The organism is Enterobacter sp. PTB (assembly GCF_051130085.1).
In the GTDB taxonomy this organism is placed as follows: Bacteria; Pseudomonadota; Gammaproteobacteria; order Enterobacterales; family Enterobacteriaceae; genus Enterobacter; species Enterobacter ludwigii.
This window is the reverse complement of sequence record NZ_JBDKEE010000091.1, coordinates 1-1,061: the sequence shown is the minus strand read 5'-3', so window position 1 is coordinate 1,061 and position 1,061 is coordinate 1. Positions and strand designations below refer to the sequence as shown.

Below are 1,061 nucleotides of genomic sequence, written 5' to 3'. Positions count from 1 at the left end.
GGTCGCGAGGCGATGTCCGAGTCGTTCGCCCTGACGCTGACCCTGCTTGGCACGGATGCGCGCATTGACCGCAGCAAACTGCTGGGTCAGCCGGTCACGGTGACCATCCCGACGCAGAGCCTGCTGACGCCCCGCTATATCAATGGAAAAATCACCCGCGTGGCGGTGAGTGCCGTCGAGCTGACGGGCACCCGCTATGCGGTGTACCAGCTGACGGTGGAGCCGGACCTGTGGCCGATGAAGCGCGACCGTAACCTGCGTATCTTCCAGGGTCAGACGGTGCCGCAGATTGTGAAAACCCTGCTGGCTGAACATCAGGTCAACGTGGAGGATAAGCTCACCGGGAGCTACCGGGTGTGGGACTACTGCGTGCAGTATCAGGAGTCGAGCCTGGACTTTATCAGCCGTCTGATGGAGCTGGAGGGGATTGCGTATCACTTCAGCCACGAGGCGGACAAGCACACGCTGGTGCTTACCGACGCCGCGACGCAGCATCAGCCGTTCAGTGGCTATGAGGTCATTCCTTACCACCAGACGCCGTCAGGCGGCAGTACGGACGAAGAGGGTATCAGCCAGTGGGCGCTGGAGGACAGCGTCACCCCGGGGATTTACAGCCTCGATGACTACGACTTCCGCAAGCCGAACGCGTGGCTGTTCCAGGCGCAGCAGAACCCGGCGTCACCGAAACCGGGCAGTATCGACGTGTACGACTGGCCGGGACGGTTTGTTGAGACCGGGCATGCGGAGTTCTACGCCCGTATCCGTCAGGAGCGCTGGCAGGTGGAGCACCAGCAGATTCAGGCGACGGCCACGGCCGCGGGTATTGCACCGGGACACACCTTCACCCTGACTAACGCCCCGTTCTTCAGTGATAACGGTGACTATCTGGTCACGGCGGCGGGTTACCATTTCGAGGAGAACCGCTACGCGAGCGGCGAGGGGGAAACCCTTCACCGCACTGATTTCGCGGTCATCCCGGCGTCAGTGTCATACCGTCCGGCGCAGAGCACGGCGTGGCCGCGCACCTACGGCCCGCAGACGGCAAAGGTTGTGGGACCAAA

Annotated in this window: 1 protein-coding gene; it reads left to right on the top strand. The window is 62.7% G+C overall.

Features of this window, described 5'->3' with window-relative positions; all coding sequences use genetic code 11:
* Nucleotides 1-1,061 (top strand): type VI secretion system Vgr family protein (locus AAIR21_RS27695; protein WP_434682815.1); only part of this gene is annotated, 1,061 nt, incomplete at both ends.